Genomic DNA, 12,836 nt, shown 5'->3' with positions numbered 1-12,836 from the left:
GGCGCCGCCAGCCCACCGGGTCGGCCACCCGCCGCAGCGCCCGCGCCGTACCCGGCACGACGTGACCCTGTGCGTCGAGCAACGGCACTCCGGCCAGGACCCGCGACGAGGTCTCGAGCGCCAACGACCCGGTCGCGACCTTGACCGCGCGGTGCAACCCGATGCCCAACGGCCGGGTGATTCCGACGCGGCGTTCGTCGATGCCGTGCGCCTGACGCAGCCGGCTGAACTCGGGCCCGGTGTACTGCGTCTGCCCGTGCGTCACCTGCGCCTCGTGGAACCGGAACCCGGCCATCGGCACCGGCACGTGCCGGAACCGCACACCCGGCTGCGCGTGCAACCGCAGGAACAGATCCCAGTCCATGATCATCCTCATGTCCGGGTCGAACGGGTCGACCCCGAGCAGATCGCGCCGGAAGAACGTCGACGTGCTCAGGTAGCTCGGCCCACGCCAGCGGAGCGTCGTGTGCACCGCCGGGCGGTACGCCTTGAGCAGTCGCTGCACCCGCCCATCGCCGTCGACGAGCGCGGTGTCGCCGTAGAGCACGTGCGTGTCGGGGTGGCGGTCGAACTCCTGCGCCACCAGGTCGAGTACCCCGGGCAGGTAGAAGTCGTCGGCGTTGAGCCATCCGACGATGTCCCCGGTCGCGGCGGCCAGGGCCTTGTTCAACGCGTCCGACTGGCCGCGGTCGGGTTCGCTGCGCCACACCGCGTCGCTGGCCTGCAGGATCTCCACGCTCCCGTCGGTCGAGCCGCCGTCCATGACGACGTGCTCGGCGTGGATGACGTTGCTGCGCACCGACGCCAGCGCGGTGGGCAGGAACTGGGCGTACCCGTAGGAAGGCGTGAGGACCGAGATGGTCGGGGTCATGGTGTACTCCTATCAGCCGCCAGGTGCGGGAGGATCAGGGCGTACGTCGCGATCATCGTCGCGGCGGTGCCGATGGTCAGAGCCCAGGTGAACCCGAGGATGCCGTGCGGCAGCAGCACCGCAACCGCAGCGAGGGTGATGGCCAACCCGATGAGCTGACCGGCCATGCTCTGCCGACCCAGGTGCAGCACGCGGATCAGCGCCCCGGCGGGTTGGCCGATCATCACCCACCCGACGGCGACGATCGCCGGCAGGATCAGGTACGACACCGCCGAGGTCTGATCGGCCGGCAGCCACCACCGGCCGGTGCCGACGACGACCGCGACGGCCGCGGCCGAGATGACCACCGCGCCGACGACGGCGAGCCCGACGATGCGCGCGAGCAGGGAGCGCAGTCGGTGGCCTTCTCGCACCGCCTTCCCGAACGTCGTGATGAGCACCGGCTGGAACGCGGTGGCGACGAGCGCGGCCGGGTTGGTCACCGATTGGGTCAGGCGCAGCGAACCGAAGGCACTGGCGGAGAACAGTGTGGCCGCGGCGAGGGGGAGCAGATGGTTGGCCGCGGTGAGGGTGAAGAACTGCAGGCTCATCCACGCCTCGAACGACCCCATGGTCGACAGCCATGCCCGCGCGCCACCGACCCGCAGGCGGCCGGCGGCCGGGAGTGCGGGCAGCAGCAGCACCCCGCCGGTGGCGATGGCCAGGACCGCCACCAGCCCCGCGGGCGCCGAGGCCACGACGGCGATGTAGAACGCGACGGCCAGCACGGCCCGCACCGTCTCCCAGCCGAGCAGCGACCAGCCACCGTGCTCGACGACCGAGGTGTGGATGAGGTCGTAGCGCACGGCGTCGGAGGCGACGAAGAGGATGACGCACAGCACCCCGGGCAGGAGCGCCGTGGCATCGCCGAGCATCCCGAGCACGACGAGGGTGATCACGGCCAGCCCGGCGATCCACGGGGTCAGCACACTGCCGTAACCGACCACCGAGGTGCCGGTGTGCGCGCGGGCGATGAGCTGTTCTCCGAAAACCGTGCGGTTGAACGAGAGCACGAGCATCCACACCAGCCAGAACGCCGAGAGCACACCGAAGGCCTGCGGCGCCAGGGCGTGCGCGAACCCGAGGGTGAGCAGGAAGTTCGTGCCCGACTGCAGCACCTGGGGCAGCGCGTTCTGCAGGATCTGATGCCGGAGCCCCCCGGTGGCGCGCGTCTGGCCGTGACGCGGGCGGTACGCCTCAGCCATCCGGATGCGACTCGGTCGAGCGGGTCAACGAGGCCAGCCCGACCATGATGACGGCGAGCAGGAACACCGAGTCCCCGAACTTGTCGACCACCGGGTTGACGTACATCGTCATCGACACGGCCACCAGGGTGGGGATCCACTGGCTGCCCAGGGCACGACGCTCCTCCAGGCTCCGTGAGAGCCCGCCGATGATGAGCATGACGAGCCCGGCGATGAGCAGCACCGCGGCGACGATGCCCCCGACGACCATGACGGTCAGGTACGAGTTGTGGGTCGGCACGTAGGTGATACGGCCGCTGATGTTGGCCAGGTAGGTGATGCTCACCCGTGTCGCGCCGCCCTCGACGGGTGACTGGCGGACGACCTCGAGCGCCTGGTTCCAGAGGTAGGTGCGGGTGTGGGTGTTGTCGATGCGGCCGGAGACCTCGTAGAAGGAGGCGAGCAGGGCGCTCGCGGCGCCGGTGACGATGAGCATGCCGGCCGTGGTCGTGGCCAGGAACGTCAATCCGATCGGGTAGGCGGTGCGACGCACGATGACCGCTACCGCGGCGGCGAGCAGCAATGCCAGCGCGGTCGTCGCGGCCGGGTACTGGACCAGCGCGATCACCATGGCCAAGGCCACGAGTACACGCACGATCCAGGAGTGTCGGCGGCGGGGGAGGCAGAGCAGGTAGATCGCGACGAAGGCCCGTTCGTGCCCGAGGAGGTTCACCGGGTTGCCGGGCACGCCGGTGGCGGCATCGACGATCGCGACGATGGCGAAGATCGCGGCCATCCAGTAGGCGAGGGTGTCCCAGCGGGAGAAGCGCGTGGGTGCGTCGGGTGGGAGGTCGGCCGTCGCCGATCGCCCGGGCAGCCACATGTTCGCCGCGCCCAGCCCGATCATCAGGAACGTCACGATGACCACGAGGGTGTTGGGCTGCCACTGGGCGGCACCGAGGGCGCTGGCCCACAGGCTCACGAGCCACGCGGCGAGCAGGATGAACGGCACGGTCGTGATGCCGCCGCCGCGCCGGCGGGTGTGGTGCACGTCGAGCATGACGCTCAGGGCGAGCACCCCGAAGATCAGGGCGTAGCGGAAGGCCGGGCCATAGGAGACCAGACCGGTCACGTCCAGGGTGACCAGCGCCAGACCGGTCGTCACCGTCCTCGGCATGACGACCGGGACCCGGGGGCGATGGGTCGCCCGGGGCCGGTCGGTCGCCAGTCGTGGCGCGATGGTCAGGCTCAACGGATCGCGAGTCGCCCGTTGAGCTGGTCCTGGAGCAGTTGGACATCGGCGTCGACCATGATGTCGGCGAGTCTGTCCCAATGCGTCTGCGCGGTCCACCCCAGTTGCCGGCTGGCCTTCGTCGGATCGCCCAACAGGTAGTCGACCTCGGCCGGGCGGAAGTAGCGCGGGTCGATCTCGACGTGGTCGGCCGGGTCGAGGCCGGCGCGGGCGAAGGCGCGGTCGATGAACTGCTGCACGGTGGCGCCGACGCCGGTGGCGAGCAGGTAGTCGTCCGGCTCGTCGACCTGCAGCATCCGCCACATGCCCTCGACGTACTCGGGGGCGTAGCCCCAGTCGCGGATGGCGGCGGTGTTGCCCATGTAGAGCTTGTCCTCGAGCCCGGCCTGGATGCGCGCGACGGCCCGCGTGATCTTCCGGGTGACGAACGTTTCTCCGCGACGGGGGGACTCGTGGTTGAACAGGATCCCGTTGACGGCGAACATGTCGTAGCTCTCGCGGTAGTTGACCGTGGCCCAGTACGAGTAGATCTTGGCCACGCCATAGGGGGAGCGCGGATGGAACGGCGTGGTCTCGCACTGCGGCGGGGGAGTGGACCCGAACAGTTCGGACGTCGACGCCTGGTAGAAGCGGGCGTCGGACCGCGCGGCGCGCAACGCCTCCAGCATGCGGATCGAGCCCAGCCCGGAGACGTCGGCGGTGTACTCCGGCGTCTCGAACGAGACCTTGACGTGGCTCTGTGCCCCAAGATTGTACACCTCGTGGGGGGTCACCTCGTGGATGAGATTGACCAACATCGACGAGTCGGAGAGGTCGCCGTAGTGCAGGAAGAGGTTGCGGTCCGGGACATGCGGGTCCTGGTAGATGCCGTCGAGGCGTTCGGTGTTGAAGGAGGACGCGCGGCGCACGACACCGTGAACCTCGTACCCCTTGCCGAGGAGCAATTCAGCAAGGTACGAGCCGTCCTGTCCGGTGATGCCGGTGATGAGGGCCCGTTTGCGCGCCACGTGTCCATCCTTCTCCCCGAGCACGGGCGGCCACCTAGAGTGGACCCGTGCCCGTCGCCCAGATACTCGTCGTCTGTACCGGCAACATCTGCCGATCACCCTACGTGGAGAGGACGCTCCAGAACGTCGCTGACGCTGCGTGGAGTTCAGGCGAGATCGTCGTGACCAGCGCAGGGAGTGCAGCGCTGGTCGGCGAGGGCATGGATGCGGGTTCGCGCAGCCGACTCGAGGAGCGCGGTATGGACGCCGACGGATTCGTCGCTCGGCAGATCGATGCCGACATGGTGCGTGCCGCGGATCTGATCCTCACGGCCGAGCGTGCGCATCGGGGCGCGGCGACCCGGTTGCACCCCAGGGCGCTGCGCTACACGTTCGCGATCGCCGATTTCGCCGATCTCGCCTCGGGCATCCCCGACGGCGCGTGGCCGGTGCGTGAGGGCGATCCGGTCGCGTGGATCAACGGGGTCGTCGCCGCCGCGGCCGCCCAGCGGTCGGTGCGCACGCCGCTGCCGGCCGATCAGGCGGACATCCTCGACCCGTACCAGAAGGGCCCGCGGGCGTTCGATCGGATGGCGGCCCAGGTCGACGCGATGCTCCCGGCGCTGTCGCGCGCCCTCGGCGCCTGACTCAGACTCGCTGGCGGGCGCGCTTGTTGCGACGCCGCTCGGTGTCGCGCTCATCGCTCTCGCCGTAGTAGCTGTACGTGTGCCGGCTCATCGGCACCATGTTCATGACGACACCGAGCACGGTTGCGTTGACCCGCTCCAGCAGCCCGAGTGCGCGCCCCAACTGCTCCTTGCGGATCTTCCCCGAGCCGACCACGACGATGGTCCCGTCCGTCTGGCGCGCCAGCACCGCCGCATCGGTCACGGGCAGCAGGGGCGGAGCGTCGAACAGCACGTAGTCGTAGCGTGCGGCCAGGGTCGTGATGATCGCGCTCATCGTCGGCGATCCGAGCAGTTCGCTGGGGTTCGGGGGGATCAACCCGGCGCCGAGCACGGTCGCGTTCGTGCCGCCGAACGGCTGCAGCACGTCGTCGAGGTCGGCCTCGCCGATGAGCACGTTCGTCAGACCCACGCTGCCGTCCAGGCCGAGGTAGTCCAACAGACGTGGGCGACGAAGATCCGCCTCGACCATGCACACGGTGTGGCCGGCCTCGCCGAGCGTCAACGCGAGGTTGGCCGTCGTCGTCGTCTTGCCCTCACCAGGCGTCGACGAGGTCAGCACGATCGTGCGGGCCTCGCCGGCAGCGTCGACGAACTGCAGATTCGTGCGCAACGCGCGGAAGTTCTCGGCCCGCGGCCCCTGCGGGTCGTGCATGACCAGCGGGTTCTTCGGCGCGGTCGCGTCGTAGCCGATCCATCCGATAACCGGCTCCTCCGTGAGCCCGCGCACGTCGGCGTCGGTCTTGACGGAGGTGTCGAGCAATTCGCGCAACAGGGCCAGCGCCAGGCCGAGCACGAGACCGATGATGAAACCGAGCGCCAGGTTGAGGATCGTCTGGGGCCGCACCGGGTTCGGGTCGGCCGTGGCCTCCTTGACGACGGTGACCTTGATCGGGTGCGTGGTGGAGTTGCCCGACGTGCCGGTCGCGCCCTGGGTGCCCTCAAGCTCGTCGACCGTACCGACGAACTGGGTCGCGACGGCGTTGGCGATCTGCGCGGCCTGCTTCGGGTCCGGGTCGGTGACCTCCACGTCGATGACGACCGTGTCGAGCGGCACCTTGGTCGAGATCTCCTTGGCGAGCTTCGTCGCGTCGGTGTTCAGATCGAGCCGGCGAATCACCGGGTCGAGGATCTTCGGCGTCGTGATGACGTCGGCGTAGGACTTCACTCGCTGCTGGGTGAAGGTCGACCCCTGGACGAGTTGGTCGCTGCTCGAGCCGGTGGTCGAGACGAACAACTTGGTGGAGGCGGCATACTCGCGGGTCGCGGTGATGTTGTAGATCGCGGCGAGGGCGACCATCACCAGGACTGCGGCGATGATGATGTGCCACCGCTTCCGCACGATCCGGAGGTAGTCCTGCAACTCCATGCTGGGGTGGTCCTCCATCGGGGTTGGGGGCGCGGGCGAAAGACGCTCCAATATACGTAGCGCAGACGTTGTCCGAACCGGCGGTTAACCTGTAGGCGTGTCGAATCGGGGGAGCATTCTCATCATCTGTTCGGGCAACGTCTGCAGGTCACCGTACCTGTGTCACCTGCTCACGCGGGTCGTTGATCAGGCGTGGGGTTCGGGTGCGATGCCCGTCACGTGCGCCGGGCTCGAGGGCCTGACGGGCGCGGCGATGGAGTCGCGCTCGGCCGCGGCCTTGGCGGAGCGCGGTGTCGACGCCACGGGTTTCGTGGCGCAGCGCATCACGGCGGGCCTGGTCGACGAGGCCGCGCTCGTCCTGACGATGACGCGGCGTCAGCGGTCGGCCCTGCTCAAGTCATGGCCCGCGGCGATGAAGCGCTCGTTCACCGTGGCCGACTTCGTGCACCTGGGTGGCTTCGTCGGCGACGCCCAGTTGCCGACCCGGACGGCCCCCGACGGATGGGTGCGCGAGGTGGCCGACCTGGTCAACGGGCAGCGCGGCATGCACGCCCCGCTGTCACCCGAGGAGGCCGACATCGCAGATCCGTTCGGTCGCGACGATGCCGTCCATGAGGCCATGGTGACCCGCATCGATGACTTCATGCCGGGCCTGAGCCGCCTGCTCGGGGCGTGATCGGCTGCACCCCGTCGCCGCGATTCGGCTAGCCTGCGGGGCGTGAGGCGACGGGCAAGGGGTTCGGTGTGAGCAAACGGCAACGGCCGAACGGCGGCTCCGTGTGGCTGAATCTCGGCACGATCGTGGTCGCTGTCATTCTGGCCGTGGCCACCGCCGCGGGCTTCGGGGTGGCGCTGAGCAAACGTGCGGATTCCCCCCGGGCAGCGCGTCCGGTGCCGACCGAGGTGGCGGCGACGTCGCCGTCGTCGCAGCGGGCCGCCAACGCGGCCATCGCACCGGTGGCGACCGTGCTGGCCGCTTTCGACGACCGCACCGTGTGGGTCGGTCGCGGCGGTTCCTGTGCCAAGGGTGGCGCCCAGGTTTCGATCACCCACGACGGTGGTCTGTCCTGGTCGAAGCGCACCCTGCCCGGGGCGGTGCGCAGCCTGACGCGGGTGCACGCCACCGGGGCCGAGGCGGCCTTCATCGTCGGCGCCGGCACCGACTGCCAGACGCGGACGTGGGGCACCGGCGACGCGGGCAGTTCGTGGAGTGACCCGCAGCGGCCGTCCGAGACCTGGGCGCGCAACCCCAAGGGCGGCGCGACCGTCGTGTCACCGGCCGACCCGGCCAGCCCGGCGTGCCCCGACTCGAGCGTTGTCGACCTCGACGCCAACACCGATGCGGGCGTCGTGCTGTGCGCCAACGGACAGATCCTCACCTCGGGCACGGGCAAGTCCTGGGCACCGCGTGACCAGAAGCCGAAGGCCGTCGCCGTCGCCGCGGGCAGCGGCGCCGTGTTCGCCGCCGAGGTGAACACCTCCGGGTGCACCGGCGTGCGCGTCAGCGAGGTGCAGATGCAGGCGGTCACCAACACCGGCGACGCCACCTCACCGCCGACGACGCTGCGCGAGAGTGACGAGGTCAGCGGCACGACGCCGTCGACCCCGTCGTGCCTGTCCGTCGAGAAGGTCGAGGCCGGTTCGGTGGCCCTGGCGCTGGTCGGCAAGGGCGGGTGGCTGACCGTGGGCAACGACCTCTACCGCAGCGACGACCTCAAGCGGTGGGACAAGGCGGGCACGATCTCCGCCGGCTGACCGCCCGGTGCCACGGAAACGGTCGAGCGTCACACGTAAGCCTCGTGCGTCGCAGGTTATTACCTGTGACGGAGGCCAGTTTGGTGTGACGCTCGCCTGGAAGCGCGGCGCCTCAGCTCAGTTTTCGCTGAACTCAGTCGTCAGCCCACGTTGGACGACGCCGATAAGTGACGGATCGCCGCTCGGCTCGCTCAGTCGCTTGCTGCCGGGCAAGCTCCGCGTACCCACTTTCGGCCGCGGATTCCTTGATAGGAGGCCGGCCCGCGTTGAACACCATCAGCGAAGGGCATTGAACCGGGGGACGGCGCCTACGACTGGCCATACCACACATTGTGCAGCGCTTCGTGCCGCCTGTGTGGGTCGCGGAGTTGAGCGCCAGAGAAGCGGCCGAGCGTCACACCAAACGGGCCTCCGTGGCAGGTTATTTCGTGTGACGGAGGCCCGTTTGGTGTGACGCTCGCGTGGAAGCGCCGCGACCCTCAGCGGGCGAGGTAGTCCGCGAGGGCGGTCAGCTGATCCGTCGGCACGAACCCGGTCGCCTCCAGCTTCGCCAGATCCAGCGTGCTGTGCGCCGGCCGGGGGCTGACGTTCTCCCGACCGGCCAGGTACTCCGCCGTGGACGTCGCCGACACGTCATCACCCGACCGGCCCGACGCCTCGAACACCGCCGCCGCCACCGCGTGCCACGACATGGGTTCGCCCCCGTTGGTGACGTTGTACGTCCCGAACGGAGCGTCGTGACTGAGCAGATGCACCGTCGCGCGCGCCAACTCCGACGTGAACGTCAACCGGCCGATCTGGTCGTCGACGACGCTCGGGCTCACACCGCGCTCCGCCAATGACCTCATCGTGGCGACGAAGTTCGCGCCCTCGCCGATGACCCACGACGTACGCAGGATGTAGTGCCGCGGCGCCGACGCGACCGCCACATCACCGGCGGCCTTCGTCTGCCCGTACACCCCGAGCGGGCTCAACGGCTCCGACTCCGAGTGTGAGGCGACCGTCCCGTCGAACACGTAATCCGACGAGTAGTGCACCAGCGTGAACCCGTGCTCGCGCGCCAACCGCGCCAACTCCGCCGGCCCCGAAGCGTTCGCGGCCCACGCCTCACGCCGACCCTCAGCCGTCTCGGCCCGATCGACCGCCGTCATCGCCGCCGCGTTGATGACCACATCGTGCGCCGACCAGTCGTACGCCTCCAGTGACGCCGGGTCGGCCAGGTCCACCTCGGGCCGCGTCACGAACACCGCGTCGGGCAGCACCGCCCGCAGCGCCGTCGCCACCTGCCCGCCACCGATCACCAGCGGGCGGGGCGCCTCGAACGGCGACACGTCGGTGAGCACTGGATTCGCGCGGTCCTTGTCGCTGATTTCGCTCTCCGACAACGGAATCGGCCACGGAATCGCCGCCGACGCGTCATCGAGCGCCAACGCCGGGTACCGAATCCCGGGCCGCCAGTGGGCATTGACGAGGTACGAGTACGCCGTCCCGTCCTCGAGCGCCTGGTACGAATTGCCGACCCCCCGCGGCACGAACACGGCCACGGACTCGTCGACCTCCAGCGAGAACGTCGAACCGAACGACGCTCCGACCCGCAGGTCGACCCACGCGCCGAACACGCGCCCGGTCGCGACCGAGATGAGCTTGTCCCACGGCTCGGCGTGGATGCCACGGGTGGCCCCCCGCGAAGCGTTGAACGAGATGTTGTTCTGGACCGGTCCGAAATCCGGCAGGCCGAGCGCGGTCATCTTCGCCCGTTGCCAGTTCTCCTTGAACCACCCGCGCGCGTCGCCGTGCACCGGCAGGCGCACCACGAGAAGGCCGGGGATGTCGGTGGTCTCGATACGCAGCTCCGTCATTGTGCGCTCACTGCCCGGCCGCGGCGTAGCCCGCCTCGACGGCGGCCTTCTTCGGCCGCCACCACGCCTCGTTGGCCCGGTACCAGTCGATCGTCGCGGCCAGGCCGCTCTCGAAGTCGCGATACTGCGGCTGCCACCCCAACTCGGAGCGCAGTTTGGTCGAGTCGATCGCGTAGCGCAGGTCGTGCCCGGCCCGGTCGGTGACGTGCTCGAAGTCGTCCTGCGGGTGCCCCATCAGGCGCAGGATCATCTGCACGACCTCAAGATTCGACTTCTCGCCGTCCGCCCCGATCAGGTACGTCTCGCCGATCCGCCCGTGGTTGAGGATCGCCCAGACCGCGCTGGAGTGGTCCTCGGTGTGGATCCAGTCGCGCACGTTCAGGCCCGCGCCGTACAGCTTCGGCCGCACGCCGTCGACGAGGTTGGTGATCTGGCGCGGGATGAACTTCTCGATGTGCTGCCACGGGCCGTAGTTGTTCGAGCAGTTGCTCAGCGTCGCCTCGACCCCGAACGAGCGCACCCACGCGCGCACGAGGTGGTCCGAGCCGGCCTTGGAGGCGGAGTACGGCGAGGAGGGCGCGTACGGCGTCGCCTCGGTGAACCGCGCCGGGTCGTCGAGTTCGAGGTCGCCGTACACCTCGTCGGTGCTGACGTGGTGCAACCGCACCCCGTGCCGGCGCACCGCCTCGAGGATCGTGAACGTGCCGACGATGTTCGTCTGCACGAACGGCGAGGGGTCCTTGAGGGAGTTGTCGTTGTGCGACTCGGCGGCGAAGTGCACGACCGCGTCGTGAGCCGAGACGAGGCCGTCGACGAGTTCTTCGTTGACGATGTCACCGACGACGAGGGTGCAGCGCTCCTCGGGCAGCATCTCGAGCGCCTCCCGGTTCGCGGCATACGTGAGCTTGTCGAGCACCGTCACGACCGCGTCGGTGTGCTCGAGCACGTGGTGCACGAAGTTGCTGCCGATGAATCCGGCCCCGCCAGTGACCAGCACACGCTGCACGATGCCCCCCGAGGTTGATTGACTGCGCGGTTGTCCGGGCCCCACCCTACGATGGAGCGCATGCGCGGCATCATCCTGGCCGGGGGGACCGGTTCTCGTCTGCACCCGATCACGCTCGGTATCAGCAAGCAACTCGTTCCGGTCTACGACAAGCCGATGATCTACTACCCGCTGACGACGCTCATGCTCGCGGGCATCCAGGACATCCTCATCATCACGACCCCGCACGACGCGCCGCAGTTCGCGCGGCTGCTCGGCGACGGATCGCAGTTCGGCATCAACCTCACGTACACGCAGCAGCCGAGCCCGGACGGGTTGGCGCAGGCGTTCATCCTCGGCGAGCAGCACCTCGACGGCGGCCCGGCCGCGCTCGTGCTCGGCGACAACGTTTTCTACGGGTCGGGGTTGGGCACGCAGCTGGGGCGGTTGCGCACGGTCGACGGAGCGTCGATCTTCGGCTACTGGGTCGCGGAGCCGAGTGCGTACGGCGTGGTCGAGTTCGCCGCCGACGGGCGCGTGGTGTCGCTGGAGGAGAAGCCTGCCCAGCCGAAGAGTTCGTTCGCCGTGCCCGGCCTGTACTTCTACGACAAGTCCGTCGTCGAGCGCGCCAAGGAACTACGCCCCTCCGCACGTGGTGAGCTCGAGATCACGGATCTCAACCGGTCGTACTTGAACGAGGACAAGTTGCAGGTCACGGTGCTGCCGCGCGGCACGGCGTGGCTCGACACGGGCACGTTCGACGACCTCAACGACGCGAGCAACTTCGTGCGCACGCTCGAGCAGCGGCAGGGCCTCAAGGTTGGGTGCCCCGAGGAGGCCGCGTGGCGGCTGGGGTTCATCGACGACGACGGGCTGCGCCGCCGCGCCGAGCCGCTGGCCAAGAGCGGTTACGGCGCCTACCTGCTCAACCTGCTCGAACAGCAGCGCTGAGGCGGTCGAGCACCGCGGAGTACCGTTCGACCCGCGACTCCCACGACGGAGCGACGATGCCGTGCCCGGTCGGGACGGGCCGGGTGGCCGCGTCGGTCACCTCGGCGGCGAACTGCGCCGCCGGCACGACCGCGACCCGGGGGTCGGTGACGTCCCGGAACCCGGCCACCGGTGTGGCCACGACGTTGCGGTCGGCGGCCTGGTACTCGTAGAGCTTGATCGGGTCGAGGCTGTCGGTGAAAGTGTTGGTCAGGTGCGGCACGAGCAGCACGTCGGCGTGTTGCAGGTAGGCCGGCACCTGCTCGGCGGGTTTGGCGCCGAGCATCATGACTCCCGCGGCGCGCAGGGTGGCCACGGCGGAGTCCGGTAGGGGCACGGGGCCGACGATCGTCACCGTGACGTCGGGGCCGGTGCGGCGGGCGGTGTTGGCGAGCAGATCCAGGTCCATGCGGTCGGTGTGCACCGTGCCGGCGTAGAGCGCGACCCGGCCGGCGGGCAGGTCGATCGGGCGGGCGTGGCGCTGGGCGTAGGCGGCGGTGTCGACGGCGTTCTGGATGAGCGTGACCGGGCGGATCGGGGATTTCGTCGTGACCAGCCCGGTCGAGCAGACGACGACCTCGGCGCAGTGCGTCATGAGGTACTCCTCGTCGCGCACGAGGCGGTCGTGCTCGGCGGGGGTGCGGTCGGCTTCGAGCCAGTCGTCGGTGATGTCGTACAGTGCACGCCACCCGGTCACGGACAGCACGGCCGCGCCGGTCGGGTCGTTGACCCACAGCAGCGGGTCGGTCATGTCGGCGCGGCGGGCGGCGCGCATGACGCCGGCGGCCCAGCGGTGGTCGACGCGTCCGTCGAGGCGGCGGGGAAGCACCTTGGTGCCCTGCCACAGCGCCAGGCGGCCG

At 69.5% G+C, this 12,836-nt stretch carries 12 protein-coding genes; 4 read left to right on the top strand and 8 right to left on the bottom strand.

The window, feature by feature from the left end; translation table 11 throughout:
* From KD1_RS02525 to gmd, 4 genes are all read right to left on the bottom strand, one after another.
* Window positions 1–871, bottom strand: an 871-nt coding sequence (locus KD1_RS02525; RefSeq protein WP_068397073.1) for a glycosyltransferase family 2 protein, incomplete at its 3' end; no start/stop codon positions are given.
* Complete coding sequence (locus tag KD1_RS02520) at window positions 868–2,115, bottom strand: MATE family efflux transporter (RefSeq protein ID WP_068397070.1); 1,248 nt, start codon at window positions 2,113–2,115, stop codon at window positions 868–870. The genes KD1_RS02525 and KD1_RS02520, both read right to left, overlap by 4 nt.
* Window positions 2,108–3,346: an O-antigen ligase family protein gene (locus tag KD1_RS02515; protein WP_068397067.1), complete on the bottom strand. Its 1,239-nt coding sequence runs from the start codon at window positions 3,344–3,346 to the stop codon at window positions 2,108–2,110. Before KD1_RS02515 ends, KD1_RS02520 begins: the two co-directional genes overlap by 8 nt.
* Window positions 3,343–4,353: a GDP-mannose 4,6-dehydratase gene (gmd, locus tag KD1_RS02510; protein ID WP_068397064.1), complete on the bottom strand. Its 1,011-nt coding sequence runs from the start codon at window positions 4,351–4,353 to the stop codon at window positions 3,343–3,345. The genes KD1_RS02515 and gmd overlap by 4 nt, the downstream gene beginning before the upstream one ends.
* A gap of 47 nt (window positions 4,354–4,400) precedes the next feature.
* Here gmd and KD1_RS02505 point away from each other — a divergent pair, with 47 nt between their 5' ends.
* Window positions 4,401–4,979, top strand: coding sequence for an arsenate reductase/protein-tyrosine-phosphatase family protein (locus KD1_RS02505; protein ID WP_083541969.1), 579 nt, complete (start codon window positions 4,401–4,403; stop codon window positions 4,977–4,979).
* A 1-nt stretch (window position 4,980) separates the two neighbouring features.
* Here KD1_RS02505 and KD1_RS02500 read toward each other — a convergent pair whose 3' ends face one another.
* A complete protein-coding gene (locus tag KD1_RS02500) occupies window positions 4,981–6,387 on the bottom strand; it encodes a tyrosine-protein kinase domain-containing protein (RefSeq protein WP_068397060.1) in 1,407 nt (468 codons plus the stop codon).
* A 97-nt stretch (window positions 6,388–6,484) separates the two neighbouring features.
* Here KD1_RS02500 and KD1_RS02495 point away from each other — a divergent pair, with 97 nt between their 5' ends.
* Window positions 6,485–7,063 carry an arsenate reductase/protein-tyrosine-phosphatase family protein gene (locus KD1_RS02495; protein ID WP_068397057.1) on the top strand — a complete coding sequence of 193 codons (579 nt, stop codon included), beginning with the start codon at window positions 6,485–6,487 and terminating at the stop codon, window positions 7,061–7,063.
* A 68-nt stretch (window positions 7,064–7,131) separates the two neighbouring features.
* Window positions 7,132–8,142 carry a beta propeller repeat protein gene (locus tag KD1_RS02490; RefSeq protein WP_068397053.1) on the top strand — a complete coding sequence of 337 codons (1,011 nt, stop codon included), beginning with the start codon at window positions 7,132–7,134 and terminating at the stop codon, window positions 8,140–8,142.
* A gap of 479 nt (window positions 8,143–8,621) precedes the next feature.
* Here the strand turns inward: KD1_RS02490 and KD1_RS02485 are convergent, their stop codons facing one another.
* Together KD1_RS02485 and rfbB are read right to left on the bottom strand one after the other, a co-directional pair.
* A complete protein-coding gene (locus KD1_RS02485; RefSeq protein WP_068397050.1) occupies window positions 8,622–10,001 on the bottom strand; it encodes a sugar nucleotide-binding protein in 1,380 nt (459 codons plus the stop codon).
* 7 nt (window positions 10,002–10,008) lie between these two features.
* A complete protein-coding gene (gene rfbB, locus KD1_RS02480; RefSeq protein ID WP_068397047.1) occupies window positions 10,009–11,007 on the bottom strand; it encodes a dTDP-glucose 4,6-dehydratase in 999 nt (332 codons plus the stop codon).
* Between the two features lie 60 nt (window positions 11,008–11,067).
* On the opposite strand from rfbB, the gene rfbA reads away from it, so the two are divergent.
* Window positions 11,068–11,937, top strand: coding sequence for a glucose-1-phosphate thymidylyltransferase RfbA (rfbA, locus tag KD1_RS02475; protein WP_068397076.1), 870 nt, complete (start codon window positions 11,068–11,070; stop codon window positions 11,935–11,937).
* Here the strand turns inward: rfbA and KD1_RS02470 are convergent.
* Window positions 11,912–12,836: glycosyltransferase (locus KD1_RS02470; RefSeq protein ID WP_068397043.1), on the bottom strand; the 925-nt coding region annotated here is incomplete at its 5' end. The genes rfbA and KD1_RS02470 overlap by 26 nt on opposite strands.

The sequence above is a fragment of the Kribbia dieselivorans NBRC 106261 genome, from assembly GCF_001552435.1.
Classification (GTDB): domain Bacteria; phylum Actinomycetota; class Actinomycetes; order Actinomycetales; family Dermatophilaceae; genus Kribbia; species Kribbia dieselivorans.
The sequence above is the reverse complement of the archived record's forward strand: the minus strand, read 5'-3'. Positions and strand labels throughout refer to the sequence as shown.

Coding starts and splice junctions, on each gene's coding strand:
- KD1_RS02520 (WP_068397070.1), bottom strand. CDS start 2,115: ATGGCTGAGGCGTACCGCCCGCGTCACGGCCAGACGCGCGCCACCGGG.
- KD1_RS02500 (WP_068397060.1), bottom strand. CDS start 6,387: ATGGAGTTGCAGGACTACCTCCGGATCGTGCGGAAGCGGTGGCACATC.
- rfbA (WP_068397076.1), top strand. CDS start 11,068: ATGCGCGGCATCATCCTGGCCGGGGGGACCGGTTCTCGTCTGCACCCG.
- KD1_RS02485 (WP_068397050.1), bottom strand. CDS start 10,001: ATGACGGAGCTGCGTATCGAGACCACCGACATCCCCGGCCTTCTCGTG.